General features: G+C 64.7%; 20 protein-coding genes. 6 read left to right on the top strand and 14 right to left on the bottom strand.

Going from position 1 to position 23,534, the window contains the following annotated elements; genetic code table 11:
- Positions 1-166: 166 nt before the first annotated feature.
- The 3 genes from secY to ACSYDV_RS05900 are packed head-to-tail and all read left to right on the top strand — an operon-like array spanning position 167 to position 2,864.
- Positions 167-1,540 carry a preprotein translocase subunit SecY gene (gene secY, locus ACSYDV_RS05910; protein ID WP_438322808.1) on the top strand — a complete coding sequence of 458 codons (1,374 nt, stop codon included), beginning with the start codon at positions 167-169 and terminating at the stop codon, positions 1,538-1,540.
- Between the two features lie 51 nt (positions 1,541-1,591).
- Entirely contained in the window at positions 1,592-2,251 is a 660-nt protein-coding gene (locus tag ACSYDV_RS05905) for an adenylate kinase (RefSeq protein ID WP_438322860.1), read from the top strand.
- Between the two features lie 46 nt (positions 2,252-2,297).
- The gene (locus ACSYDV_RS05900) at positions 2,298-2,864 is read left to right on the top strand and encodes an SRPBCC family protein (protein ID WP_438322807.1); all 567 of its coding nucleotides are present in this window, start codon (positions 2,298-2,300) and stop codon (positions 2,862-2,864) included.
- Between the two features lie 10 nt (positions 2,865-2,874).
- Here ACSYDV_RS05900 and ACSYDV_RS05895 read toward each other — a convergent pair whose 3' ends face one another.
- Together ACSYDV_RS05895 and ACSYDV_RS05890 are read right to left on the bottom strand one after the other, a co-directional pair.
- Positions 2,875-3,408 (bottom strand): YceD family protein, encoded by a 534-nt coding sequence (locus ACSYDV_RS05895; protein WP_438322806.1) that lies wholly within the window; start codon positions 3,406-3,408, stop codon positions 2,875-2,877.
- The gene (locus ACSYDV_RS05890; protein WP_438322805.1) at positions 3,405-3,935 is read right to left on the bottom strand and encodes a ubiquinol-cytochrome C chaperone family protein; all 531 of its coding nucleotides are present in this window, start codon (positions 3,933-3,935) and stop codon (positions 3,405-3,407) included. The genes ACSYDV_RS05895 and ACSYDV_RS05890 overlap by 4 nt, the downstream gene beginning before the upstream one ends.
- A 171-nt stretch (positions 3,936-4,106) precedes the next feature.
- On the opposite strand from ACSYDV_RS05890, the gene ACSYDV_RS05885 reads away from it, so the two are divergent.
- On the top strand, positions 4,107-4,589 hold the full coding sequence (locus ACSYDV_RS05885) for an outer membrane protein assembly factor BamE (RefSeq protein WP_438322804.1): 483 nt from the start codon (positions 4,107-4,109) through the stop codon (positions 4,587-4,589).
- Positions 4,590-4,687: 98 nt separating this feature from the next.
- Here ACSYDV_RS05885 and ACSYDV_RS05880 read toward each other — a convergent pair whose 3' ends face one another.
- Complete coding sequence (locus ACSYDV_RS05880) at positions 4,688-6,952, bottom strand: NADP-dependent malic enzyme (RefSeq protein ID WP_438322803.1); 2,265 nt, start codon at positions 6,950-6,952, stop codon at positions 4,688-4,690.
- A 128-nt stretch (positions 6,953-7,080) separates the two neighbouring features.
- Here ACSYDV_RS05880 and mutS point away from each other — a divergent pair, with 128 nt between their 5' ends.
- Together mutS and ACSYDV_RS05870 are read left to right on the top strand one after the other, a co-directional pair.
- Positions 7,081-9,753, top strand: a complete 2,673-nt coding sequence (gene mutS, locus ACSYDV_RS05875; protein ID WP_497198768.1) for a DNA mismatch repair protein MutS — start codon at positions 7,081-7,083, stop codon at positions 9,751-9,753.
- Positions 9,750-12,509 carry a [protein-PII] uridylyltransferase gene (locus ACSYDV_RS05870; protein WP_438322802.1) on the top strand — a complete coding sequence of 920 codons (2,760 nt, stop codon included), beginning with the start codon at positions 9,750-9,752 and terminating at the stop codon, positions 12,507-12,509. The genes mutS and ACSYDV_RS05870 overlap by 4 nt, the downstream gene beginning before the upstream one ends.
- Here ACSYDV_RS05870 and ACSYDV_RS05865 read toward each other — a convergent pair.
- The 11 genes from ACSYDV_RS05865 to ACSYDV_RS05815 all read right to left on the bottom strand — a co-directional run bounded on the left by ACSYDV_RS05865 (position 12,506) and on the right by ACSYDV_RS05815 (position 23,457).
- On the bottom strand, positions 12,506-13,063 hold the full coding sequence (locus ACSYDV_RS05865; RefSeq protein WP_438322801.1) for a methylated-DNA--[protein]-cysteine S-methyltransferase: 558 nt from the start codon (positions 13,061-13,063) through the stop codon (positions 12,506-12,508). The genes ACSYDV_RS05870 and ACSYDV_RS05865 overlap by 4 nt on opposite strands.
- A 72-nt stretch (positions 13,064-13,135) precedes the next feature.
- Complete coding sequence (locus ACSYDV_RS05860; protein WP_438322800.1) at positions 13,136-14,095, bottom strand: alpha/beta hydrolase; 960 nt, start codon at positions 14,093-14,095, stop codon at positions 13,136-13,138.
- A gap of 42 nt (positions 14,096-14,137) precedes the next feature.
- Complete coding sequence (pheT, locus tag ACSYDV_RS05855; protein WP_438322799.1) at positions 14,138-16,525, bottom strand: phenylalanine--tRNA ligase subunit beta; 2,388 nt, start codon at positions 16,523-16,525, stop codon at positions 14,138-14,140.
- Positions 16,522-17,616, bottom strand: a complete 1,095-nt coding sequence (gene pheS / locus ACSYDV_RS05850; protein WP_438322798.1) for a phenylalanine--tRNA ligase subunit alpha — start codon at positions 17,614-17,616, stop codon at positions 16,522-16,524. The genes pheT and pheS overlap by 4 nt, the downstream gene beginning before the upstream one ends.
- Before the next feature lie 137 nt (positions 17,617-17,753).
- Positions 17,754-18,659 carry a helix-turn-helix domain-containing protein gene (locus ACSYDV_RS05845; protein WP_438322797.1) on the bottom strand — a complete coding sequence of 302 codons (906 nt, stop codon included), beginning with the start codon at positions 18,657-18,659 and terminating at the stop codon, positions 17,754-17,756.
- A gap of 555 nt (positions 18,660-19,214) precedes the next feature.
- The gene (gene rplT, locus ACSYDV_RS05840; protein WP_438322796.1) at positions 19,215-19,580 is read right to left on the bottom strand and encodes a 50S ribosomal protein L20; all 366 of its coding nucleotides are present in this window, start codon (positions 19,578-19,580) and stop codon (positions 19,215-19,217) included.
- Between the two features lie 12 nt (positions 19,581-19,592).
- A complete protein-coding gene (gene rpmI, locus ACSYDV_RS05835) occupies positions 19,593-19,796 on the bottom strand; it encodes a 50S ribosomal protein L35 (protein WP_088473669.1) in 204 nt (67 codons plus the stop codon).
- 162 nt (positions 19,797-19,958) lie between these two features.
- Entirely contained in the window at positions 19,959-20,543 is a 585-nt protein-coding gene (locus ACSYDV_RS05830; RefSeq protein WP_438322795.1) for an outer membrane beta-barrel protein, read from the bottom strand.
- Between the two features lie 94 nt (positions 20,544-20,637).
- Positions 20,638-20,988, bottom strand: a complete 351-nt coding sequence (locus ACSYDV_RS05825; protein ID WP_438322794.1) for a GFA family protein — start codon at positions 20,986-20,988, stop codon at positions 20,638-20,640.
- A gap of 17 nt (positions 20,989-21,005) precedes the next feature.
- Entirely contained in the window at positions 21,006-21,797 is a 792-nt protein-coding gene (locus tag ACSYDV_RS05820) for an inositol monophosphatase family protein (protein WP_438322793.1), read from the bottom strand.
- Positions 21,798-21,867: 70 nt separating this feature from the next.
- On the bottom strand, positions 21,868-23,457 hold the full coding sequence (locus ACSYDV_RS05815) for a phospholipase D family protein (RefSeq protein WP_438322792.1): 1,590 nt from the start codon (positions 23,455-23,457) through the stop codon (positions 21,868-21,870).
- Positions 23,458-23,534 lie beyond the last annotated feature (77 nt).

The following is a 23,534-nucleotide window of genomic DNA, read 5'->3' as shown; positions in this document are numbered from 1 at the left end:
TGGGGGGGGGCCCCCCGGGTTGGGGGGGGGGGGGGGGGGGGGGGGGGGCCCCCCCCCCCCCGCGACATGGCAAAAATGGGCCTTTCCCCTTGCGCTTCGCGCCGAGCGAACGCACATAGGCGCCGGATCGCGGGGGGCGCGGTCCGCCCACTGAGGAAAGATCACCATGGCCTCTCGCGCCGACCAGCTTGCTTCCAATCTGAATTTTTCGAAGTTCGGCAAGGCGACCGAGCTCAAGAACCGCATCTGGTTCACGATCGGTGCGCTGATCGTCTTCCGCTTCCTGTCCTATGTGCCACTGCCGGGCGTCGACCCCGTGGCATTGTCGCAGCTGTACAGCCAGGCGGCCTCGGGCGGCGTTCTCGATATTTTCAACACTTTCTCGGGCGGCAGCCTGGAGCGGATGAGCATCATCGCGCTCGGCGTCATGCCTTATATCACGGCGTCGATCGTCGTTCAGCTGGCGACCGCGCTGTCGCCCAGCCTCGCAGCTCTCAAGAAAGAGGGCGAAAGCGGGCGCAAGAAGATCAACCAGTATACGCGCTATGGCACCGTCGGCCTGACCGCGATCCAGGGCTATTTCATCGCTGTCGGTCTTGAATCGCTGGGCCAGAGCCAGGCGATTGCGGCGGTCGTCGATCCCGGGATGCTGTTCCGCATTGGTGCCGTGATCAGCATCGTCGGCGGCACCCTGTTCCTGATGTGGCTGGGTGAACAGATCACCAGCCGCGGCATCGGCAACGGCGTTTCGCTGATTATTATGGCGGGCATTCTCGCGCAGCTGCCGCGCAGCTTCTCGCAGATGTTCACGCAGGTCCGCGAAGGATCGATGGGCGGCGGCACGGTCTTCGCCGTTATTGGCGGCGCGATCCTTGTTATCGCCTTTATCGCCTTCATGGAGCGGGCGCAGCGCCGCGTGCTCGTGCAATATCCGAAGCGCGCGACCCAGCGTGGCGTGATGCAGGCGGACCGCAGCCATCTGCCGTTGAAGGTCAATACCGCGGGCGTCATTCCGCCGATCTTTGCGTCGTCGCTGCTGCTGATGCCGCTGACGATTACCCAGATGATGGGGCAGAATGTTCAGGGCGATACCGCGACCGGCGATTTCCTGATCACGCTCAACCAGTATCTCGCGCACGGCCAGCCGCTCTATATGGCGCTTTATGCCGCGGGGATCATCTTCTTCTGCTTCTTCTATGTCGCGGTCGTCTTCAATCCCGAAGAAACCGCCGACAATCTCAAGAAGCAGAACGGTTTCATTCCGGGGATTCGTCCGGGCAAGAATACCGCGGCCTATCTGGATTTCGTGCTGACCCGCATCACGGTGCTTGGCGCGGCCTATCTGGCGGCGATCTGTCTGGTGCCGGAATATTTCATCGCGCAGTCGGGCCTGCCTTTCCAGCTCGGCGGCACCAGCCTCTTGATTATCGTCAATGTCACCATCGACACGATCAGCCAGATTCAAAGCCACATGCTCGCGCATCAATATGGCGATCTGATCAAGAAGGCCAAATTGAAGGGCGGCGTTGCGCGGCGCTAAGGTGCCCGCTACGGACAACGCGCAGGGCAGGGTATAGGGGCTTCCATGACGCTGAATATCATTTTGCTGGGTCCGCCGGGGGCGGGCAAGGGAACGCAGGCAGTGCGTCTGGAAGAAGAGCATGGCATGGTCCAGCTGTCGACCGGCGACATGCTGCGCGCTGCGGTCAAGGCGGGAACGCCGATCGGTCTGCAGGCGAAGGCCGTGATGGACGCGGGCGAACTGGTCTCTGACGCTATTGTTTCGGGCCTGATCGGCGAACGCCTCGATGAGCTGGGCTCTGACGTATCGGTGATCTTCGACGGCTATCCGCGCACCGCAGCACAGGCCGACGCGCTCGACGAAATCCTCAGCGCCCGTGGCCGCAAGCTCGATCATGTGATCGAGCTGCAGGTCGAGGAAGACGCACTGGTCGATCGCATCACCGGACGCTTCTCCTGCGCGAAATGCGGCGCCGGCTATCACGACCGTTACAAGCGCCCCAAGGTGGACAATGTTTGCGACGTTTGCGGCAGCGACGAATTCAAGCGCCGTCCCGACGACAATGAGGAAACGGTGCGCACGCGCATGGCCGAATATCGCGCCAAGACCGCGCCGATCCTGCCGATCTATGACGCGCGTGGGATCGTAACCCATGTCGACGGCATGGCGCCGATCGATCAGGTCAACGACGCGATCGAAACCATTCTCGCAGCCGCCACCGCAGACTAGTCACCATTTCCCGCGCTGCCTACATTGGCGGCAAAGGGGAGTGGCCATGGATAGCAGAATATACGCCGCAGTGGCTGCGTTGACCGGCATAGCGCTGCCGGCGTCGCCTGCCGCGGCGGAGGTCGTCGATCAAAGCGAGATCGGCTTCACCGTTGCGCATACGGTCGAGGTCACCGCGACCCCCGCCGACGTGTGGAAGCTGCTTCGCAGGCCGGATAAATGGTGGTCGAAAGAGCATAGCTGGTCAGGCGACGCCGCCAATTTCTGGCTGGATTCGCAAGCCGGCGGTTGTTTCTGCGAAAAGCTCCCCGACAGTGGGGGCAGGCCCGGCAGCGTCCAGCACGCGCGTATCCTCTTCGCTCAGCCAAATCAGATGCTGCGTCTGTCGGGCGCCTTCGGGCCGCTTCAAGGTGAGGCGCTGTCAGGGACGCTGACGATCCAGATCAAGGAAATACCGACCGGCTCGTCGATCCGCTTCGACTATGTCGTCGGCGGCTATATGCACTTCAAGGTCGGCGACATCGCCCCCGCCGTCGACAGTGTGATCGGTGAACAGCTTGCCGGGCTGGCCAAAGCATTGGGCGAGGACCAGATGAAGGAAGGCGACCGCTAGGGGGAGCCGTTCAGGAAGCGGGTTTGTCGCCGCGCAATTTGGCCAGCGCGGCGAAAGGGCCAGCCGCCTCCTCGCTCAACACGCCCTTTTCGGCGAGGATGCGCGCGGAATCGGGGTGACGCGGAAAGGGGTCGAGACCGAGCGACAATGTCTGCACCGCTGCTTCGCCGAGGTCGATACGGTCGCCTTCAAGCGGCAGCGTTTCACAATCCTCGCTGCTGATCTCAATCTCTTCCATATCGTCAGCCGCCGCATCCACGTTGCGCAGGAAGCGAAGGTCGAAGGTCTCTGTCAGTGCCGCGGGAACGGGTAAATCGGTCGCAGCGCAGCGCTGGACGAGCTTCGCGCGCACTTCGCCTTTGGCCGCGATCCCTCCGGCAATTGCCCGAACCTCGGCTGTCACCACAAATTCGCCGAGTTCGACAAGGTCGAGCCGCCGGGCAATGCGCGCGCGGGCGTCGGCGTCGGCTTCCAGCGTGATCGGGCGGCCATGCGCAGCGTCGCCCAGCGTCACGATATGCGAAAATTCGGGCGCGTCGTTCATGTCGGTGGTCCGGGGAGGCTATTGGTTTCGATGAGCGTCTCGACCGGCGTGGCGGCGAGGGCGCGGCGCAGTGCGGCGACCTGTGTCATCACATGCGCGAGTCCCGATGCGGCGGGGGCGTTGCCGCGCCACAGGTTGCGGACCAGCGCGGCGCTGAGTTCGTCGGACCCGTCGGCGGCGCGATAGACGCCGAGCCGGCCGCCGAGCGCGCCGACCATCCGGCCGATCTGTTTGCCGACGACCATGTCGCCGAACCCGATCTGGCGCATCTGGCCGTCCATATCGTTGACGAACAATTCGGTGAGTTCGACCCCCGCGAGGCCGTGTGACGGGGCATCGTCGATCCGGTGCAGGACGAGCGCGAGGATCAAGCTGACCATATCGAACCGCCCGTCGAGCGTGTCGGGGACGGTGCCTTCGACATACCAGTGCGGCGCGCGCGCGGTGGCGACGACGGCGTTCCACAGCGGACGGCGCGCCTCGCGCGGGTCGGGGCCGGGTTTGAACAATTTGCCAAGTGAGAACATAGGGCCTCGCTTAGTCGCATTCGGGCCGGCGGAAAAGGCCCGCCGGTCAGCTTGTGGCAAGCTTTGTCGCGGCACAAGCGGCTTGTGCGCGCCGGGCGCTTGCGGTTAAGAGGCGCGAGAGCCAGCGCCGACCGCCGGGAGACGCGGCGGACAGGCGCTATGGAGATAATTATGCCCACTTCGATCCTTTCGCTTTCCGCCCCGCGCGCGCGCCTGATCGCCCTCGGCCTGATCGTTGCGCTGACCGCGAGCGGTTGTTCGCAGCTCAAAGGCCGGCAGGGCTATATTGTCGACCCTGTGCTGACCGATTCGGTCTCGGTCGGCGTCGACAATCGCGAGTCGGTGGAAAAAACGCTCGGCCGCCCGACTTTCGTCGGCCAGTTCAGCAACAATGAATATTATTATGTGTCGCGCGAAACGCGCCAGCTGGCTTTTGCCAAGCCGCGCCCGATCTCGCAGCAGGTGCTGCGGGTTCGTTTCGATCCTGCCGGTAATGTCGTTGCGGTCGATCGCACCGGAATCGAACTCGTCAGCAAGCTGAGCCCGTCGGGCGACAAGACGCCGACCTTGGGTCGAAGCCGCAGCTTCTTCGAGGATATCTTCGGCAATATCGGCGCCGTTGGCGCCCCGGGTGCAGGCGCTCCCGGACAGTAGAACGCGGCGCCCGCGTCGGCAGATTGTCTGCCAACATAATCAGAGCAAAATCGGCGCCCTTGCCTCCGCAAGGGCGCCGATTTTATTTACTGGTATGTTTACTGGGCGATCCCGCCCGCTGCGAGGACGGCGAGGGTCACCAGATCCGACGCGGTCGATGCCATGGTGGCAACCTGCACCGGCTTTTCCATGCCAACCAGCATCGGGCCGATGACGGCGCCGCCGCCCAGTTCGCGCAGCAGCTTGGCCGACAGATTGGCCGATTGCAGTCCCGGCATGACCAGCACATTCGCGGGCCCCGACAGGCGGCAGAAGGGATAGTTTTTCATCACCTTTTCGTTCAGCGCGACGTCGGGCGCCATTTCGCCTTCATATTCGAAGCCCGGCTGGCGCTGGTCGAGGATCGCCACCGCTTCGCGAATATTGTCGAGCCATGATCCCGGCGGATTGCCGAAGGTCGAATAGGACAGGAAGGCGACGCGCGGTTCATGCCCCATGCGCCGCGCGACCTGCGCGGTGCGTTCGGCGATATCGGCCAGCATTTCCGCCGTCGGCCGTTCGTTGACCGTCGTATCGGACATGAAGATGGTGTGATGCTGGTCGACGAGCACATGGATGCCGAACGGCGTCTTGCCCTCGGCATGGTCGATCACCCGGCGGACTTCGCGCATCGTCTGCGAATAGGTACGCGTCGTGCCGGTGATCATCGCATCGGCGAGACCGATCTTGAGCAACAGCGAGCCAAAGATGTTGCGGTCGCGATTGACCATCCGCTCGATGTCGCGGCGCAGATAACCGCGGCGCTGCAGCCGTTCATAGAGCATGTCGACCATCTGCGGCACATGCGGCGAATTGACGCTGTTGTGGACCTCGAAGCTTTCGGGATCGGCGACGCCCATCGCGCGCAGCTTGTCGTGCAGCCCTTCGCGCCCCACCAGCACCGGGATGCCATAGCCGCCGTCGCGGAACTGGATGGCGGCGCGCAGCACGACCTCTTCTTCGCCCTCGGCAAAGACGACGCGCTTGGGATTGGCGCGTGCGGCTTCATAAGCGAGCGTCAGGACCGACGTCGTCGGGTTGAGCCGTGCGCGCAGCCGCGTGCGGTAGGCGTCCATGTCGGCGATCGGAAATTGCGCGACGCCTGTGTCCATTGCCGCCTGGGCGACCGCCGCAGGGACGATTTCCATCAGCCGCGGATCGAAGGGCGACGGGATGATATATTCGGGACCAAAGCTTGAAGCGCGCCCGCCATAAGCTGCGGCGACTTCCTCCGGCACCTGCTGGCGCGCGAGGTCGGCGATCGCATAGGCGGCAGCGATCTTCATCTCTTCGTTGATCGCGGTCGCACGCACGTCGAGCGCGCCGCGGAAGATGAAGGGAAAGCAGAGGACATTATTGACCTGGTTCGGATAGTCCGAGCGCCCGGTGGCGATGATCGCGTCAGGCCGTGCTGCGCGGGCATCGGGCGGCGAGATTTCGGGATCGGGGTTCGCCATCGCGAAGATGATCGGGGCGGGCGACATATCCTTGACCATTTCGGGCTTGAGCGCGCCCGCGGCCGACAGGCCGAGGAACACGTCGGCGCCGACCAGCGCCTCGGTCAGGTTGCGTGCCTCGGTCGGTACCGCATGCGCCGACTTCCACTGGTCCATGCCCTCGGTACGGCCCTGATAGATGGTGCCTTTGCGGTCGCACATGATGACATTTTCATGCCGCACGCCCATCGCCTTGATCAGCGCGGTGCACGCAATCGCCGCCGCGCCGGCGCCGTTGACGACGACCTTCACCGTCGCAAGGTCGCGGCCCGTCAGGTGGCAGGCGTTGATGAGACCGGCGGCGGTGATGATCGCGGTGCCATGCTGGTCGTCATGGAACACCGGAATGTTCATTTTCTCTTTCAGCGCCGCTTCGATGATGAAGCAGTTGGGCGCCGCAATATCTTCGAGGTTGATGCCGCCGAAGCTGGGCCCGAGCAACGCCACCGCGTCGATGAAGGCCTGAGGATCTTCGGTATCGACCTCGAGGTCGATCGAATCGACGTCGGCGAAGCGTTTGAACAGCACCGCCTTGCCTTCCATCACCGGCTTGGATGCGAGCGCGCCCAGATTGCCGAGGCCGAGGATCGCGGTGCCGTTGGAGATGACCGCGACCAGATTGCCCTTGATCGTATAATCATAGGCCTTTGCCGGATCCTCGGCGATCGCGAGCACGGGCACGGCGACGCCGGGCGAATAGGCCAGGCTGAGGTCGCGCTGCGTCGCCATCGGCTTCGATGCGACGATCTCGATTTTTCCGGGGCGGCCATATTCGTGGTAGAGTAGCGCCTCGCGGTCCGAGAATTGCACCTTGCTACCACTGTCCATTTTCTATCCCCTAAAACCACAGGATGTGCGTTCAAGCCCGTTCCCTAGCGTCGCATTCTGCAAAAAGTAACCTGCAATCTCGACGCTGCCTGCCTTGCCATGCCGCCATCAATCACTAAGCAGGGCGAATGCCTGCCACCGCGACCGCCCGTGCCTCCCAAGCCTCCAGCTCCGCGTCCGCGCCTGCGGCGACGCCGATGATGGCGCAATATTGGACGCTGAAGGAAAAGGCCGGCGACTGCCTGCTCTTCTACCGCATGGGCGATTTTTTCGAGCTTTTTTTCGATGATGCGAAGGCCGCGGCATCTACGCTCGATATCGCGTTGACCTCGCGCGGTGAATATGACGGCGCGCCGGTGGCGATGTGCGGGGTTCCCGTTCATGCCGCCGAATCCTATCTCGCCCGCCTGATCCGCGCCGGCCATCGCGTTGCGATCGCCGAACAGGTCGAAACCCCTGCGGAAGCCAAGGCGCGCGGCGGGTCGAAGGCGCTCGTCGCGCGTGCGATCGTGCGTTTCGTTACGGCGGGGACGCTGACCGAGGAAAGCCTGCTGGAGGGGCGCAGCGCCAACCGCCTTGCGGCGCTGGCTGAAATTGGCAGCGAGGGCGATGTGGCGATCGCTGCCGCCGACATTTCGACCGGACGGTTCGAGGTGGTCGCGGTGCGCCGCGATGCTGTCGATGCCGAACTCGCGCGGCTCGCGCCGTCCGAATTGCTCGTCAGCGACGCGGCGGGCGACATACCCGACTGGAGCGTGCGGCAGGTCGTAAGGCGCCCGGCGGGCGATTTCGCGAGCGGACCCGGCCAGAAACGGCTCGAGACAATGTTCGGGGTCCAGACGCTGGATGGCTTTGGCAGTTTTTCGCGCGGCGAAATGGCGGCGATGGGAGCGATCGCCGCCTATCTCGACCATGTCGCCACCGGCCAGCCGATCTTCCTGCAGCCGCCGGTCCGCCACCAGTCGGGCGATCGCATGGCGATCGACGCGGCAACGCGCGAGAGTCTGGAACTCGTTCGCACGATGACCGGTGCGCGCGACGGCAGTCTGCTTGGTACGATCGACCGGACCGTGACCGCCGCGGGTGCGCGGCTGCTCGCCGATGATCTGGCGAGCCCGCTCACCGACAAGGGCGCGATTCTGGACCGGCTCGATCTTGTCGATGCGCTCGCGCGCGATGCGCTGTGGCGCGGCGAGTTGCGTGCGGCGCTGCGTGCGCTACCCGACGCGGGGCGTGCGCTTGGCCGGCTCGTCGCAGGACGCGGCGGTCCGCGCGATCTTGCGCAGCTTCGCGATGCGCTCGGCGGCGCGCGTCTGCTGCGCGAACATCTGGCGCGGCGTGCCGATCTGCCGCCTTTGCTCGCGCGCCTGCTTCCCGGACTCGACGGCCATGGCGCGCTGGTCGATGAACTCAGCCGGGCGCTCGTCGAAACCCCGCCGGTCGATGCGGCGCAGGGCGGATATGTCAGCGAGGGTTATGACGCGGCACTCGATGCGCTTCGCGAAACCGCGCGCGACGGGCGCAAGGCGATTGCGGTGCTCGAGGCGGGCTATCGCGACCGCACCGGCATTGCCTCGCTCAAGATCCGCCACAATGGCGTTCTTGGCTATCATGTCGAAGTACCCGCAAAACATGCCGATGCGCTGATGCTTCCCGATTCGGGTTTCACCCATCGTCAGACGCTCGCCGGGGTGGTGCGCTTCAACTCGTCCGATCTTCATGAAGCGGCGATCCGGGTGACGCAGGCGGGCGTCCACGCGCTCGCGGCCGAGGCTGCGCATCTGGAGGCCTTGACCGAAGCCGCCGTGGCGCGCCGCGAAGCGATCGCTGCGAGCTGCGATGTTCTTGCGCGAATCGATGTCGCCGCCGCGCTGGCCGATCATGCGATGAGCCACAATTGGTGTCGCCCCGACCTTGCCGATGAACCCTGCCTCGAGGTCGTCGGCGGCCGCCATCCGGTGGTCGAGGCCGCACTCGCGAAATCGGGCGACCGTTTCGTTCCCAATGATGTGTCGCTGGCGCCCGACGATCGCCTCTGGCTGGTCACCGGTCCGAACATGGGCGGTAAGTCGACGTTCCTGCGCCAGAACGCGCTGATCGTCGTCCTCGCACAGGCGGGGGGCTTTGTTCCGGCGGCGTCGGCGAAGCTGGGTCTTGTCGATTGCTTGTTCAGCCGCGTCGGTGCGAGCGACAATCTGGCGCGCGGGCGTTCGACCTTCATGGTCGAAATGGTCGAAACCGCGGCGATCCTCGCGCAGGCGACCCCGCAGAGTTTCGTGATCCTCGACGAGGTCGGGCGCGGCACATCGACCTATGACGGGCTCGCGCTCGCCTGGTCGGTGGTCGAGGCGGTGCATGAGGTGAACAAGTGCCGCTGTCTCTTCGCGACCCATTATCACGAACTGACGCGGCTCGCCGAAACGCTCGATGCGCTGTCGCTCCACCATGTTCGCGCGCGCGAATGGCAGGGCGACCTGGTGCTGCTCCACGAACTCGCCGAGGGGCCGGCCGATCGCAGCTATGGCCTTGCCGTCGCGCGCCTTGCGGGCGTTCCCGCGAACGTCGTCAAGCGCGCCGAAGCGGTGCTGGCAAAGCTGGAGGCGGGCCGCGAGGCGACCGGCGGCCTCGCGGCGGGGCTCGATGATCTGCCGCTGTTTGCCGCGACCCTCGCCGCGGCGCCTGCCGCCGCGAAGGATGCGCTGCGTGAGGCGCTGGCGGCGATCGACCCCGATGCGCTCGCACCGCGCGACGCGCTTGAGGCGCTCTACGCGCTCAAACGCCTGATGACCGACGCGTCATGAGCGATTTGTTCGCTCATCTCGACGACCGCCGGGCGATTATCGACCGGCGCCGCATTGCGGGCGAGCTCGACGAGATTGCGGCGGAGAGCAAGGATGGCGGTGCGCGGCGCCGCGCGATGGTGACGCTGCTCAAGGCGGCGCTCGACGACGGCCGGGCAGAGATTGAACGTCGGCTGCTCGCCCGGCCCTCTTCGGGGCGGATTGCCGCGAGTGCGACGGCGTTTCTGATCGACCAGATCGTCCGCCTCAGCCACGACTTTACCGTTGGTCATCTTTATCCGGCCAGCAACAGATCTGCGGGCGAGCGGATCACCTTGATCGCGGTGGGCGGTTATGGCCGCGCGGAAATGGCACCGCACAGCGACATCGATATCGGTTTTCTGACCCCGTTCAAACAGACCAGCTGGACCGAACAGGTGATCGAGGCCCAGCTTTATACGATGTGGGACCTCGGGCTGAAGGTCGGCCATTCGAGCCGTTCGGTCGACGAGATGGTCCGCGCCGCGAAGGACGATCTGACGATCCGTACCGCGCTGCTCGAGGCGCGCTTCATCTGGGGCGACCGCGATCTTTATGATCAGGCAAGCGCGCGTTTCGATGCCGAGGTCGTCGCAGGAAATGCGCGGGCCTTCGTCGCCGAAAAACTGGCCGAACGCGATGAGCGGCATAAGAAAATGGGCGATTCGCGCTATGTCGTCGAACCCAATGTGAAGGAAGGGAAGGGCGGGCTTCGCGACCTTCACACCCTGTTCTGGATCGGCAAGTTCATCCACCGTGTCCGCACCGTTCCCGAGCTGGTCGATGCCGGACTGCTATCGGCGCGCGAGCTTCGGCAGTTCGAGCGCGCCGAAAATTTCCTTCTCGCGGTACGCTGCCACCTCCATATCCTCGCGGGCCGCGCCGAGGACCGGCTGACCTTCGACTTCCAGCCCGAAATCGCGCGCCGGATGCATTTTGCCGAGCGGCCGGGAAAAAGTGCGGTCGAGCGCTTCATGCAGCTCTATTTCATCCACGCCAAAAGCGTCGGAGACGTTACCGGTACCTTCCTCGCGCATCTCGACGACCAGCTTGCGGCACGCGGGCGACGCTTTCTGCCGACGATCCGCCGCCGGCCGGGGAAGCTCAATGGCTTTGTTCTCGATCGCGGGCGGCTCGCGTTGCCAGCGGATGATTTCTTTCGCGACGACCCGGTTCGGCTGGTCGAAATCTTCGCGCTCGCCGACAAATACGGGCTCGAAATCCATCCGCAGGCGATGCGCCAGGCGCGCCACGACGCGAAGCTGATCGACGCGCGCGGGGTGCGGCGGATCGCGCGCGCCAATGCGCTGTTCCTCGATGTGCTGAGCTCCCCGCGCGATCCCGAAACGGTGCTGCGCTGGATGAACGAGGCCGGCGTGTTCGGCCGCTTCGTGCCCGATTTCGGGCGCGTCGTCGCGCAGATGCAGTTCGACATGTATCATCACTACACCGTCGATGAGCATACGATCCGCGCCATTGGTCTGCTCGCCGATATCGAACAGGGACGACTGAAGGACGACCATCCGCTGTCGACCGCGATCCTGCAACAGATCCAGTCGCGCCGCGTCATCTATGTCGCGGTGCTGCTCCACGACATCGCCAAGGGGCGCGGCGGCGATCATAGCGTGCTTGGCGCCGAACTTGCGCTGCGGGTTTGTCCGCGCCTTGGGCTCAGCGACGCGGAGACCGAAACCGTCTCGTGGCTCGTGCGCTATCACCTGCTGATGTCGGCAACCGCGTTCAAGCGCGACCTGGCCGACTTCAAGACGATCCTCGATTTCGCGGGGCAGGTGCAATCGCCCGAACGGCTGCGCTTGCTGCTCGTCCTTACCGTCGTCGATATTCGGGCGGTCGGCCCCGGGGTGTGGAACAGCTGGAAGCGCCAGCTCTTGAGCGAGCTGTATGACGCCGCGGAGGAGGTGCTGCGGCTCGGCCACAAGCAGCGCGGGCGCGAGGTGCGGATCGCCAGCAAGAAGGAAGCGGTCGCCGAACTCCTCCGGCTCGACGAAAAGACCTTCGCCAATCTGGCCCGCCGCTTGCCCGAAAGCTATTGGATTGCCGAACCCGTTGAGGTCATTGCCGCCAATCTGATCCATATCCAGAACGCGGGCAACACGCCGCTGCATATCGCCGCGGTTCCCGACGATGATCGCGGCGCGACGTTGGTGATGGTTCTGGCGGCCGATCATGCGGGGCTTTTCTATCGCATAGCCGGCGGAATCCACCTCGCCGGGGGCAATATCATCGACGCGCGCATCCACACGACGCGCGACGGCCTCGCGCTCGACAATTTCCTCGTCCAGGATCCGCTCGGCCGGCCGTTTGCGGAGGCCGAACAGATTGTCAGGCTGACGCGCGCGATCGAGGATGCTCTGGCCGGCCGCCAGAAACTGCTGCCGAAGCTCACGGCCCGCGCGTTGCCGCGCCCGCGCGCGGAGGCTTTCACCATCGCCCCCAATGTCTTCGTCGACAACAAGGCTTCCAACAGATTCACGGTGATCGAGGTCAATGCGCAGGACCGCCCCGCGCTGCTCAACCAGCTTGCCTATGCGCTCTTCCAATCGAAAGTGACGGTGCATTCGGCGCATGTCGCCACCTATGGCGAGCGTGCGGTCGACACCTTTTATGTTACCGATTTGCTGGGCGACAAGATCGACAGTGCCGCGCGGGTAAAGAGCCTGGAAAAGCGTATGCTGGAGGCGGCGGCCAACAACAGCGATGCGGCGGTCGCGGCCTAGAAATCAAACCCGTGCTGAACCGGCGCCATGGCGATCGGCACGCCTTCGAGTTCGAGCATCCGAGCTTTGGATGTCGAGCCGCCGGGCGCTGAGAAACCCCCGATCTTGCCGCCCGCCGCCATGACGCGGTGGCAGGGAATGATCAGGGGAACGGGGTTCGTCGCCATCGCCTGTCCGACCGCGCGGGCGTGTTCGGGACCCGCGCCCAGCGCCCGTGCAACAGCGCCATAGGTGGTCGTTTCGCCCCAGCCGAGCGTGCGGATGAAAGCATAGACCTGTGCGAAGAAGGGTGGCTGCGGGCCCGGATCGACCGTGGTCTCGAAAAACTCGACCCGCTCGCCTTCGAAATAGCGAATCGCGGCCGCGACGACCGTGGCGATGCCGGCCGGGGGCTCTGCACGCGCCGCGCCGGGCAGGCGGCGCAAGAGGGATCGTTCGGCTTCGGACGCGTGGGGGGCGGGCAAGCGAAAGCATGTGATCGCGGCGCCCTGCCAGCCGATCGCTGCCACGCCTGCCGCTGTTTCGAAAAGCTGATACTGGTTGTGGCTCGCCATACCCGATCCTGCATCGTCGATAAGGATATATAGGGCCGCGTCTGACCGAAAACCATGTTCTCCGCGCTGGGTTCAGCCCGCCGGCGGGCCTGCCATGGCTGCCGCCGCGGCGAGCAACCCGCCGTTGAAGCGTTGCGACAGCGCGGCGTCGGGGATCGCGTTGAAGGCATGGATCGCACCGGCATAGCTGTGCAGATCGACGGGAACGCCCGCCGCGGTGAGGCGGCGCGCATAATCCAGATTCTCGTCGAAGAAGAGGTCCAGGCTGCCGGTTGCGATATAGGCGGGGGGCAGGCCCGTCAGATCATCGGCAAGGCTCGGTGAAAACCAGCCGCGCCGTGCGTCGTCTGCCCTATAGTCGCCCTGCAGCGCGCGCCAGCCGAAGCGGTTGCTCGCGCGCGTCCAGATGAACTCGCCGGTCGTGGGATTGCAATAGGGGCAGGCGTCGCCGCCGGTGCGGTGATCGAGCATCGGATAGGTGAGAAGCTGCCCGGCGATGGCCGGGCCCCCCAAATCGCGCGCCATGATGGCGAGCGCCGCAGCAAGACCGCCGCCCGCGCTTTCGCCGGCGACGACGATCCGGCTCGCGTCGAAACCCAGATCATCCGCCCGGCCCGCGAGCCATGTCAGCGCCGAATGGCAATCCTCCTGCGGCGCGGGAAAGGGGTGTTCGGGGGCGAGGCGATATTCGACCGATACGACGGGTACGCCGGCCATGGCCGCCATGGCGGCGGGCCCCGCCTGCATCTGTTTGACCGACCCCATCACCATGCCGCCGCCATGGATGTGGAGGATCGCGCCGCCGCCGGTGCGGGTTTCGGCGGGGCGATAAAGGAAAACCGGAATGTCAGGCCCGCCGTGGATTGACGGCACCATTATCTCTTCGGGCGCAATCACCGGGGGCGGCAAGATCGAATAGGATTGTGCCGCCCTGGCGCGGATGTCGGTGATCGGCGCTGAATCGAGTTCAACCCGCGGAAACAGGTCGATGATAGGCGCGATCTCGCGGTCGACGAGGTGGCGGGTGTCCATGGCAAAACTCTCCCTTTTTTGTCTCGTCGGCGCGAGGCCGTGTCAGCCGCGCAGTGTCGCTCCCGCTTTCGCCGCCGCCGCGACCACCTTGTCGGCGATCGCTTTGAGGTCCGCGTCGGTGAAGCTCTTGTCCTGCGGTTGCAGTTCAACCTCGACGGCCAGACTGACCTGTCCTTCGGGCACGCCTTGCCCGGCGAAGCGGTCGAACAGGCGCGCGTCGACGATGCTCACCTTGTCGGCGCCGCGGATTGCGCGCACCAGATCGGCGGCGGTCAGTGCGTCGGGGGCGAGGAAGGCGAAGTCGCGGCGTACCGACTGCAGGGCGGGCGGGGTGAAGGCGGTCCGCGCCGGACCGCTCGCGCGCTTCGCCGGAATCGCATCGAGGAAAATCTGCACCGCCATCACCGGGCCTTCGACGTCGAAGGCCCGGGTCAGCAGCGGGTGGAGTGCACCGAATTCGGCGAGCACCGCCTTGGGACCGAGCCGCAGCGTTGCGGACTGGCCCGGATGCCAGATGCTGCCTTCGGCGACCGCCTCCATCACCTGCAACCGGTCGGTCGGCGCGCCTGCCGCCTCGAGCAGCGCGAGGGCCGCAGCCTTGGCGTCGAACGCGTCGAATGGCGCGGCTTTGCCGGTCTGCCAGCTGCGGGTGCTTTTGTTGCCCGCCATGACGATCGCCAGCGTGGGATGCTCGGCATCCGCGAGATAGCGGCGACCAATTTCGAACAGGCGGATGCTGGTTGCGCCCCGATGCTGGTTGCGCTGCGTCGCGGCGAGCAGGCCGGGCAGCAGCGACGGGCGCATGACCTTGAGGTCTTCGCTGATCGGATTGGCGAGGCTCCATGCGCCGCCGCCGAAGGGGGCAGCCTCGCGTTCGCTGATGAAAGACCAGGTCACCGCTTCGTGGCAACCTGCCGCCGCCGCCGCGCGGCGCATGCGACGCTCGAGCAGCTGGTCGGCGGTTGCGGTCGGCTTTGCGACGCCTTCGCTGCGGGGCAGCGGAGTCGACGGAATCGCATCGAAACCGTGAATGCGCGTGACTTCCTCGACGACGTCGGGCGCGGCATCCATGTCGCGGCGCCAGCTCGGCACGGCGATCTGCCAGCGGCTGCCCTGCTCGACCACGCCGAAGCCGAGCGTGGTCAATATGTCGCGCTGGCGCTCGGGCGCGATCGCGATGCCGCCCAAGGTTTCGGACAGATCCGGGTCATAGTCGATTTGGTGCGTTGCCGCGGGCGGCGTTCCGGCGCGGGTTACAGCGGACGGCGTGCCGCCACAGATGGCGAGGATATGGCCCGTGACGATCGCGGTCGCATCATCGAGGAAGGCGGGATCGACCCCGCGCTCGAAGCGGCTGCGCGCATCGCTGGTCAGCGCGAGGGCTTGTCCGGTCAGCGCGATGCGTTCGGGAGTGAAATAGGCGATTTCCAAGACGATGTCGGTCGTCGTATCGCTGCATCCGCTATGCTCGCCGCCCATGATGCCCGCGATGTCGTGAACGCCATGATCGTCGCCGATCACGGTCATCGTGTCGGTGAGGGTGAATAGCTTGCCATTCAATGCGGTCACCGTATCACCATTTCGGGCGCGGCGGGCGACCAGTGCGCCGCTCAGTTGCGCACGATCATAGACATGGCTGGGGCGGCCAAGATCGAACATCACATAGTTGGTGATGTCGACAAGCGCCGAGATCGACCGTTGGCCGACGGCTTCGAGGCGGCGGCGCATCCATTCGGGGGCCTGTCCATTGGTGACGCCGCTGATCGTGCGGCCGAAGAAGGCCGGGCAACCTTCGACATCGTCGGTGCGGATTTCGGTCGCGGGGGTGCCTTCGCCGACGATCGTCGGGACGTCGAGCGGTTTCAGCGTGCCAAGCCCGGCGGCCGCGAGATCGCGCGCTATTCCGCGCACGCCCATGCAATCCTGCCGGTTCGGAGTGATCGAAATGTCGATCACCGGCTCGCCTGCACCCGAATAGTCGGCGAAGCTCGCCCCGATCGGCGCATCTGCGGGCAATTCGATGATGCCGTCATGATCGTCGCCGAGTTCCAGCTCGCGGGTCGAGCACATCATGCCGTTCGATTCGACACCGCGGACAGCCGCCACCTTCAGCACCATGCCGTTCGCGGGAACCACCGCACCGGGCAGGCCGAGCACGCCGACCAGACCGGCGCGCGCATTGGGCGCGCCGCAGACGATCTGCAGCGGAGTACCGCCGTCGCCGGTATCGACGGTCAGCACCTGCAATTTGTCGGCCTGCGGATGGCGTTCGGCGGTCAGCACCTTGGCGACGCGAAAACCGGTCAGCTTCTCGGCCGGATTCTCGACGCCTTCGACCTCGAGGCCGATGCGGTTCAGCGTGGCGACGACGTCATCGACCGTCGCATTGGTTTCGAGATGGGCTTTCAGCCAGTCGAGGGTGATCTTCATGCCGAAATTCCTCCGCTGAGCGTCGGAACACTCAGCGCGTTAAATCCGTAATGGGCGAGCCAGCGCAGGTCGCCGTCGAAGAAGGCGCGCAGGTCGTCCATGCCATATTTGAGCATCGCGAGCCGATCGACCCCGACCCCGAATGCGAAACCCTGCCACTCGTCGGGATCGAGCCCGCAATTGGCGATCACATGGCGGTTGACCATGCCGCTGCCCAGCAGTTCCATCCACGCATGGCCTTCGTCGTCGCCGTTTCCGCCGACGATACGGCGGCCCTTTTCCTGACGGTAGCCGACATCGACCTCGGCCGATGGTTCGGTGAAGGGGAAATAGCTGGGGCGGAGGCGCAGAACGATATCGTCACGTTCGAAATAGGCCTTGAGGAAGGTTTCGAGCGTCCATTTGAGGTGGCCCATATGGATGCCGCGATCGATCACCAGACCCTCGACCTGGTGGAACATCGGAGTGTGGGTTGCGTCGCTGTCGCTGCGATAGACGCGGCCGGGCGCGATGATGCGGATCGGCGGCTCTTCGTTCATCATGGTGCGGATTTGCACCGGCGAGGTGTGGGTGCGCAGCAGCATTTTCTGCCCGTCCGCGTTCGTGTCGGGGAAATAGAAAGTGTCGTGCATCGCGCGCGCGGGATGCGTCTCGGGAATGTTGAGCGCGGTGAAATTGTGCCAGTCGTCCTCGATCTCGGGGCCCGTTGCGACGGCAAAGCCCATGTCGGCGAAGATTTCGGCGAGCTCGTCCATCACCTGGCTGACCGGGTGAACGCTGCCGCGCGGGGCGGTGTCGGCGGGGAGCGACATGTCGATCGCTTCGGCGGCGAGCTTGATGTCGAGCGCAGCAGCATCCAGCGCCGCCTTGCGCGTCGCGATCGCCGCGGTCACCGCTTCGCGCAGCCCCTGAATCTCCGGCCCGCGCGACTGGCGTTCCTCGGGCGACAGGCCGCCAAGCGTCTTCAGAAGCGCGGTGACGCTTCCGGCCTTGCCCAGCGCGGCGACGCGCAGGGCTTCCAGCGCATCCAGATCGGCCGCTGTCGTTATGTCGCCCACCAGCTGGGTCTGCATCGCCTGAAGTTCGCTCATCGTCATTCGTCCTGCCGCGGCGGGACGCATGCTGCGCCGCCGCTTGCTTCTTTGTCGGTTTATTGGGTGCGGGGAGTCCGCCTTTGCCTTGCCGCCGCTTGCACCGAAGGCGCGGCATGGGTCAACCCCGAACGGCGCTATCCGGCGGGTTTGTGGAGTCCCTGAACCGCAGCGCCAGCAGCGGCGGCGCGGGCAAAGGCGGCCGCGCCGAGGATCGGTTTTGGCCGCGCGGCATAGGCGCGGGGGCTCATCCCCATGAAGCGGTGAAAGTCGTGGGTGAATTGCGCCTGGTCGCAATATTGATGATCGAGTGCGTCGATCCACGCCATCGAGGGGTCGAGCATGAAGCGTCCGAGCGAGCGCAAAAAGCGCTGACGGCGCAGCAAAAGTTTTGGCGAAAAGCCGAAGGCGCGGTGGCTCAGCCGTTCGACCGAGCGTTCGGACAGCGACAATTTGGCCGAAAGATCGGCGACGCTCGCCAGATCATCATCGACCAGCGCACGGTGCGCCGCGAGAATCGCGGGATCGTCGGGCGGTGCGGCCGCCAGCAGGCCGACCATATGGGCATCGATCATCGCCGCCGCCGCTTCGGTGCTACTCGCCTGTGGCAGCGCGCCAAGGAGCGGGGCGAAGGCCGCAAAGGCGGAATGTTCGGCGCCATCGCAAAACCTGTCGGCGAGATCCTCGGCGGGCAACGGGATGAACTTCGCCCAGCCCATCGGCAGGATGCCGATGCCCCAGACGCGCATATTGCCCGCAGCGAAATAGGTCGCGTGGCTCGTCGGGCCGGTAACGGTGAATCGCGGAATCGCGGCCGGGGCGGCGTCGCCGATCGCCGCGATCGGCACCTCGCCCTCGACAAAGCGCAAATTCGCCCATTCGGGATGCAGATAATCTTCGATCCGTTCGCCGGCCGGTACCGCGATATCGCTCATATAGATTGCGCTGACATAGGGGGCCAGCTTTGCCGACAGGGGAAAGAAGCGCGTGGCGACCTGGACGCCGGGTGGCGTGATGAAGGGCGAGGCTGTTCGGCCGGGCATGATCGATACATCTAGCTGACAAGGCGGATAAAGAACAATGTTACCGTATCCTGATTGTCGGGTTTCTACAATTTTGCTGCCGCGGACTGGCGCATAACAAAGTGTCCCGCTGGGGAGGGGGAGCGGGCACAGGAGGGAAGTTTCGGGCGTTGGCACCAACGGATTGGGATTGGTGTGGACCTGAAATAAACGACGAATTTTCCAGAGCTTCGTTCCGGCCGGCGGCTTTCTGCGACCCACGGCTATTCGGCACGGACGGGGGGCGATGGTTTGCCATTGGGGGCCATTGTCGGGGCGGCGCGGGGCGAAAGCTCCGCACCGCCTCTTCCACATCGGGCGCGTGGACCCGGCCCGATTGGTCCCTCGGGATCATCACTTCGACCTTGCGATCCTGTGCACGGCGAGCGGGATGTGGTGCCTGCGGTGACAGCTCGGTGCTGCCCAAGGCACGCCGGGTGCGGGCAGCCATTTCGACGATTGCCTAGGTTTCCGCCCAGAAAAAAAGGCGGAGCAACCGAAGCTGCTCCGCCTTTTTGAACTGTCTGGCGATGGGGCTTAAGCTGCCTTGGGCAGTGCCGCCTTTGCCTGCGCGATGATCGCAGCGAACACGCCGCCTTCGTTCATCGCGAGGTCTGCCATGACCTTCCGGTCGAGTTCGATGCCCGACAGCTTAACGCCGTGCATGAACTGCGAATAGGTCAGACCTTCGGCGCGAACCGCAGCGTTGATGCGCTGGATCCACAGAGCGCGGAAGTTGCGCTTCTTAACCTTGCGGTCGCGATAGGCGTATTGGCCAGCCTTTTCGACCGCCTGCTTGGCGACACGAATGGTGTTCTTGCGACGGCCATAATAGCCCTTCGCCTGTTCCAATACGCGTTTGTGCTTGGCGCGCGTGGTAACGCCGCGTTTGATGCGTGACATTCCAGGGGCTCCTTACTTCAGGCCGTAGGGCGCCCAGAGGCGCACATGTGCCGTATCCGCTTCGCTGAGCACGCTGGTGCCGCGGTTGGTACGGATATATTTCGCATTGTGGCTGCTCAGGCGGTGACGTTTGCCGACGACGCCGTGCTTCACTTTGCCGGATGCGGTGAATTTGAAGCGTTTCTTCACACCGCTCTTGGTCTTCATTTTGGGCATTTTGGTCTCCTCAGGAAGTCCGTTTGCGTAGCGACATGGCAGCCCTTTCAGCCAGTCGTTACAATCGGAAGCGGCGCGCCTAGACGGATTCGCGTGAAAATGCAAGCGACGCCGGGTATCAAAAGAAACGGGAGCCCGTTGCCGGACCCCCGCTCATTCGCGTCAGAAACGAACGCCCATTCCCAAGCCGACGTGGCGGCGCTGGAACTTGATTCCGCCGATCCGGCCATTGTCGCCATAACCGGCTTCGGCCCGGACATAGAATTTGTCGCCAAAACCATGTTCATAGCCGATCGCGCCCTGAACGCCCGAACCGCTTGCGGTCTCGCGGAACGCGCCAACCTGCGCTTCGAGACGCAGCTTGGCATAGCCGAGCTTGCCGTAGATCTGGCCTTTGCTGCCCACGGCGTAGCCGATGTGCAGGCCCGCGGCGAGATTGTCCTTCACCTTCAGATAGTCGGTGCCGTCGCTGGTCTTGACCGACGATTTTTCGAGGGTGAGATAGGGGCCGACGACGAGCGACGAGCTGACCGCGACATCGAAGCCGACTTCGCCGCCAAATGCCACCGCGCTGCCGAGCTTGTAGACGTCATCATCTTCGTCATCGATGTCGCTGACGGTCGGCGTTTCATAGACCGCGCGCGCTTCGACGCGCAGGCCCGCCTTGGCATTGCTTTCGCCTTCCTTCGCGAGTGCGGGCGCAGCAAAACCGGCCGCGCAAGCCGCAGCCAAAATCAGTCTTTTCATTTATTCCCCCAAATATAGTGGACGCTATCCTTAGCGTCGGGGGTGCCGGTAGCAGTATTGTCGCGGGTGTAAAGCGAAGATACTGGAAATTTTCCTAAAAACTTGCGCCATCGACTTTGTGGATTGTCAGAGCATCCAGGTTGGCGTCGGGAACGCAGCGTAAATTCACTGCCGCCATCTTCTCGCCCGAGGGGCCGGTGCCAACCGAAAAGCCTTGGCAACCGCAGTCGGAGCAGAATTGATGGTCGATATTATGCTTGTTGAACTGGTATGACTTGAGCTTGTCTGCGCCGCTTGTCAGCCGAAACTGGTCGATCGGGACAAAGGCGAGCAGAAATCCTTTTCGCCGGCAGTGCGAACAGTTGCAACTCATCGCCGTATCCGGAATTTCGCCTTCGACACTATAGGTCACTGCGCCGCAATGGCAGCTGCCCTGAAAAGCCATGGATCAATCCTTTCCGGTCAATGGTGGCAGGCCAGTCCTTCGATCACGTCCTCGAGCCGTGCCGGATCGCCGAGCGCGAGGACATGGCCCCCACCTTCATTGGCACTGTCGGCGTTCAGCGGGTCGCCGTTCCAGTCGCACATCGTGCCCCCGGCGCCCTCGACTACGGGCACGAGCGCGGCATAATCGTGAAGCTTCAGCCCCGCCTCGACGACGAGGTCGATATGGCCGCTGGCGAGCAGGCCGTAATTATAGCAGTCGCCGCCGAAGATCAGGCGCTTGTGCGCGGTCTGCGCGGCGAGGCCCATGAAATGTTCGGCGTCATGGTCGCTGAAATATTGCGGGCCGGTGGTTGCGAGGGTCGCATTTGCAAGTTCGCGGCAGGCGCGGGTGCGCACCGGCTGGCCGTTGAACAAAGTCGGCTTGCCCAGCGCGCCGACCCAGCGTTCGCCGCTGATCGGCTGGTCGATGATCCCGAGCACGGGCCAGCCGTCCTGCAGCAGCGCGATCAGGGTGCCGAAGATCGGGCGGCCGGCCATGAAGCTGACCGTGCCGTCGATCGGATCGAGTACCCATTGCCGCGTCGCATCGGCGCGTTCGGCGCCATATTCTTCGCCGATGATACCGTCGCGGGGAACTTCGGCATCGAGGATGCGGCGCATCGCGGCTTCGGCGGCGCGATCAGCCTCGGTCACCGGCGACGCATCTGCCTTTGCCTCATGGGTGAATTCGGCGCGGAACAGCGGGCGGATCGCGGCGCCTGCGGCGTCGGCGAGGCGATGGGCGAGGGCGATATCGTCAGTGCGCATGGGGGCTCCGTTGGGTCATGACCGGACGCCTTGGCGCCCGGCGGTGCGATTGTCACGGATCAAAATCATGTCAGAGCAGCCAGTCGATCGGCAGATGCGAGAGCAGCCAGACGGCGGTGCGGTTCCATGTGGTCGTTCCGGGTTCGGTGGTCAATATGCCGCGCCGTCCGTTCGCCGTGTCGCTCCATTGCAGCCGGTCCCCGGCCGACAGCGTGACAGCATAGCTATGTTCGGGCAGGCGCGTTCGCAGTCCGTCGGCGACCAGTCCCGACAAATAGGGGCTGTCGATCAGGAAACCCATTTCGCAATTGAGATCGGCCGAACGCGGGTCGAAATTGAACGAGCCGACGAACAGCAGCCGGCGGTCGATGACGAAGGTCTTGGCGTGCAGGCTTTCGCCACCGCCGCTGAAGCGGGTGGCGCGGGGTCCGGGCTCTTCGGCGGGGGCCTGCGGGCCGGGGCGAACCTCGAACAACCGGACGCCGGCCTTCAGCAGGGGTTTGCGCTTTTTCACATAGCCCGCGTGGACCAGCGGGACATCGGTCACGGCAAAGCTGTTGGTGACGACGAGGGTGTCGACCCCGCGCGCGGCGAGGCCGGTGAGCAGGCCGGTGCCGAAGGTCGCCGGAACGAAATAGCCCGAGACGAGGTCGAAGCTGTCGTCGGCATCGGCGATCACGGGCTTCAGCCGGTTGATGAGCAGCGATTCGGGCGGTTCGGCCCCCAGCGCCTTTGCCGGATCGTCGCTGAACAATTGCACGTCGGTCCATTGCCAGTTCAGCGTCTGGGACATGGCGCCCTGGATGAAGGCGGTCCCTGCGATCGCCTGACGATATTGGCGGCCGCGAAGGCTATTCGATTCGGGCGGATCGCGCAGCCCGTCCATGGGCACGGCGCGGTCGGCGGCGAGCAGCAGTTCGGCGGGATAGGCCGAGCGGCTGTTCCAATATTGGTCGAACTGCGCCGACACCGCGGGCAGCACCGCGCCGATCGCCAGCGCGTCCATGTCGATGAACAGCCCATCCTGTTCGGCGCCGAAATATTCGTCGCCGACATTGCGCCCGCCAACGATCGTCACCGCGCCGTCGATCGTCAGCGACTTGTTGTGCATGCGCCGATTGAGGCGCGGAAAGGCGAAGAGATAATTGGCCGGGCGGACGCGCCGCAGGGTCAGCGGGTTGAACAGCCGCACCTCGATCCCCGGATGGGCGTTGGCGCCCGCAAGCATCGGGTCGAGCCCGGCGGTGGTATTATCGTCGATGAGCAGGCGGACGCGCACGCCGCGGTCGGCGGCCTTCACCAGTTCGGACAGCAGGATGCGGCCCGACAGATCATTGTGCCAGATATAATACTGCAGATCGACCGACTGCCGCGCGGCGCGGATCATTTCGACCCGCGCGGCAAAGGCGTCGAGCGCATCGGGGAGCAGATAGATGCCGCTTTTCCCCGGATGCCGCGCCGACACCGGGGCGATCGCCGCAGCGACGGGGGTGGTCTGGTCCGCAAGCGCCTGACTGCTGCGCCGTCCCTCGAGCGAGGGCAAAGGAAAGGCCGCCCACAGCGCCAGCGCGAGCAGCGCAAAACTGCCGGTCAGGAAGATCAGCGACGTCAGCATGCGCCGGACGAAACGCTGCCTGCGCGGTGGCGCTTGTTCAGGCAATCCGCCGACCTTCGTCTGCCATCGTCATGCCCCATGCCTCACGTTCCTCACGCAAAGTCTGGGCGCAAAGCGATGCT

This window comes from Sphingopyxis selenitireducens, assembly GCF_051550705.1.
GTDB lineage: Bacteria > Pseudomonadota > Alphaproteobacteria > Sphingomonadales > Sphingomonadaceae > Sphingopyxis.
The sequence above is the reverse complement of the archived record's forward strand: the minus strand, read 5'-3'. Positions and strand labels throughout refer to the sequence as shown.

Excerpts from the sequence above, each read along its gene's own strand:
- secY (WP_438322808.1), top strand. The coding sequence starts at position 167 with ATGGCCTCTCGCGCCGACCAGCTTGCTTCCAATCTGAATTTTTCGAAG.
- ACSYDV_RS05900 (WP_438322807.1), top strand. The coding sequence starts at position 2,298 with ATGGATAGCAGAATATACGCCGCAGTGGCTGCGTTGACCGGCATAGCG.
- ACSYDV_RS05895 (WP_438322806.1), bottom strand. The coding sequence starts at position 3,408 with ATGAACGACGCGCCCGAATTTTCGCATATCGTGACGCTGGGCGACGCT.
- ACSYDV_RS05890 (WP_438322805.1), bottom strand. The coding sequence starts at position 3,935 with ATGTTCTCACTTGGCAAATTGTTCAAACCCGGCCCCGACCCGCGCGAG.
- ACSYDV_RS05885 (WP_438322804.1), top strand. The coding sequence starts at position 4,107 with ATGCCCACTTCGATCCTTTCGCTTTCCGCCCCGCGCGCGCGCCTGATC.
- ACSYDV_RS05880 (WP_438322803.1), bottom strand. The coding sequence starts at position 6,952 with ATGGACAGTGGTAGCAAGGTGCAATTCTCGGACCGCGAGGCGCTACTC.
- mutS (WP_497198768.1), top strand. The coding sequence starts at position 7,081 with ATGCCTGCCACCGCGACCGCCCGTGCCTCCCAAGCCTCCAGCTCCGCG.
- ACSYDV_RS05870 (WP_438322802.1), top strand. The coding sequence starts at position 9,750 with ATGAGCGATTTGTTCGCTCATCTCGACGACCGCCGGGCGATTATCGAC.
- ACSYDV_RS05865 (WP_438322801.1), bottom strand. The coding sequence starts at position 13,063 with ATGGCGAGCCACAACCAGTATCAGCTTTTCGAAACAGCGGCAGGCGTG.
- ACSYDV_RS05860 (WP_438322800.1), bottom strand. The coding sequence starts at position 14,095 with ATGGACACCCGCCACCTCGTCGACCGCGAGATCGCGCCTATCATCGAC.
- pheT (WP_438322799.1), bottom strand. The coding sequence starts at position 16,525 with ATGAAGATCACCCTCGACTGGCTGAAAGCCCATCTCGAAACCAATGCG.
- pheS (WP_438322798.1), bottom strand. The coding sequence starts at position 17,616 with ATGAGCGAACTTCAGGCGATGCAGACCCAGCTGGTGGGCGACATAACG.
- ACSYDV_RS05845 (WP_438322797.1), bottom strand. The coding sequence starts at position 18,659 with ATGCCCGGCCGAACAGCCTCGCCCTTCATCACGCCACCCGGCGTCCAG.
- rplT (WP_438322796.1), bottom strand. The coding sequence starts at position 19,580 with ATGTCACGCATCAAACGCGGCGTTACCACGCGCGCCAAGCACAAACGC.
- rpmI (WP_088473669.1), bottom strand. The coding sequence starts at position 19,796 with ATGCCCAAAATGAAGACCAAGAGCGGTGTGAAGAAACGCTTCAAATTC.
- ACSYDV_RS05830 (WP_438322795.1), bottom strand. The coding sequence starts at position 20,543 with ATGAAAAGACTGATTTTGGCTGCGGCTTGCGCGGCCGGTTTTGCTGCG.
- ACSYDV_RS05825 (WP_438322794.1), bottom strand. The coding sequence starts at position 20,988 with ATGGCTTTTCAGGGCAGCTGCCATTGCGGCGCAGTGACCTATAGTGTC.
- ACSYDV_RS05820 (WP_438322793.1), bottom strand. The coding sequence starts at position 21,797 with ATGCGCACTGACGATATCGCCCTCGCCCATCGCCTCGCCGACGCCGCA.